Source organism: Frankia sp. CeCAU1, assembly GCF_977971845.1.
Genome location: NZ_CDWWXA010000223.1, coordinates 1 through 1,547 on the forward strand (window position 1 = coordinate 1; position 1,547 = coordinate 1,547).

The following is a 1,547-nucleotide window of genomic DNA, read 5'->3' on the forward strand; positions in this document are numbered from 1 at the left end:
TGGTGAGAGGAACCGAACGATGCTTCTTGAGCGTACTTCCGCGCGTCCGGTCGGGTCGATGCCCGCGGGTAGTCCTGTCGGGGGTCGCCCTGTTGGTGGTCCGCCGATGTTCGAGGAGGGGGAGTACGGGCCGACCCGTGGCTACCTGTCCGCGCGAGTGCCGCTGACGTACGCGGTGATGGTGGCCGCGCTGGTCGATGCCGACGTCATCGGCCGGGATGACGTGGCTACCCCGGAGCTGGTGCGGTACGAGGTGGAGTACCAGGTTGCCGCCCGCGGGATGACGGCGGTGTACCAGACCTGGCAACGGCTGGCGGACGCCAACGTGCGCGGGGACGAGTGGGTGCTGTTCTGCCGGCGCGCGGTGACGGACATGCTGGCCGCTGAGGGTGTCAGCTCGGGTATCGAGCAGCTCACGGCGGACGAGCTTGCCGCCGGTCTGATGGAGATGTCGGACCTGTTCGCGGAGGATCTGGCGACGCCGGACGACGTCCGGTACGAGATCACTCGGATTGCGTACACCCGGGGGATCGACGCCTTCCGCCAGGCCGCCGCCGAGCCGTACGTGGATGCGCCGGAGTGGGACGCCGAGGCCCACGCCTGGCCGGCGTTCTGCCGCCGGGCCGTGGCCGGCATGCTCGCCGCCGACATCCGCGCCTTGGCGGGTGTGCGGTGAGCATCCCGGCCCTGGAGCATGCCGCGCCGCCGGCCGGGGGCGTCCCGGTGCCCGCCGGCTACCCGGCGGGGGATGTCGCAGCGGCGTTGCGGTGGCTTGCCGCCGAGGCGCTGCGTCTGCACGACCTGGTCGTCAACGCCGCCGACGCTGTCCCGGCTTCGGCGGTGGGGGAGCTGGGTCTGACGGCCAGCGACGTGCGCCGGTTGTGCGAGGACCGGAAGTGGAGCACTGGCCGTCTCATCGTCGAACTGCGCCGCGCCGCCGGGCGCCGTGGGGTGAGGCTTCCGGACAACGACAGCGTGAAGCGGACCGTGAGACGCTGGCGCAACGGCCACACTGCCGGCCTGTCGCCGTTCTACGCCGATCTGCTTTCCGACGTGTTCGGCTCCGCGTTCACCTCCCGCCCGCCGTTGCAGGCGGTGGCCCGGTGAGCGTCGGGAACCCGTCGACCCGCCGGCACCTGTTCGCCGCGTTCGGGGGCCGGTGCGGCTACTGCCTGACCGCCGCCGCCGATCATCTCGATCACCTCGTGCCGCGCGCCGCCGGGGGCACGAACAGCCGCTTCAACCTGATCCCGGCGTGCACCCCGTGCGGGACGTCGAAGGGTGCGCTGTCGGTCGCGGAGTGGGTGGCGCGCCGCGCCGCCGGCACCCTGACGACCGGCGCCGGTGCGCCGCCGGTGCCGGTGTACCGGGTGCCGATGAAGCCGGTGAACCACCGCCCCATCGCGGCCTGACCTCCGGCCGGTCGTCACGTGACGGCCGACGGGAACCCGATCCGCAGGTCGATCGGCAACCGGCCGGCACCCCGATCTGGACGTGTACGGCCCATTCGATCCGACTGTCGGTCCTGAGCTGGGCGGATCGACCCC

General features: G+C 72.3%; 3 protein-coding genes. All 3 read left to right on the forward strand.

Annotated features, from left to right (window positions below):
- Nucleotides 1–106 precede the first annotated feature (106 nt).
- Genes AC08OO_RS22550 through AC08OO_RS22560 form a run of 3 tightly spaced genes read left to right on the forward strand, consistent with a single transcriptional unit; the run spans nucleotide 107 to nucleotide 1,412 of the window.
- The gene (locus tag AC08OO_RS22550) at nucleotides 107–676 is read left to right on the forward strand and encodes a hypothetical protein (RefSeq protein ID WP_476610073.1); all 570 of its coding nucleotides are present in this window, start codon (nucleotides 107–109) and stop codon (nucleotides 674–676) included.
- Entirely contained in the window at nucleotides 673–1,107 is a 435-nt protein-coding gene (locus AC08OO_RS22555) for a hypothetical protein (RefSeq protein WP_011435641.1), read from the forward strand. Before AC08OO_RS22550 ends, AC08OO_RS22555 begins: the two co-directional genes overlap by 4 nt.
- Nucleotides 1,104–1,412, forward strand: a complete 309-nt coding sequence (locus AC08OO_RS22560; RefSeq protein WP_011435642.1) for an HNH endonuclease — start codon at nucleotides 1,104–1,106, stop codon at nucleotides 1,410–1,412. The genes AC08OO_RS22555 and AC08OO_RS22560 overlap by 4 nt, the downstream gene beginning before the upstream one ends.
- Nucleotides 1,413–1,547 lie beyond the last annotated feature (135 nt).

Excerpts from the sequence above, each read along its gene's own strand:
- AC08OO_RS22550 (WP_476610073.1), top strand. The coding sequence starts at position 107 with ATGTTCGAGGAGGGGGAGTACGGGCCGACCCGTGGCTACCTGTCCGCG.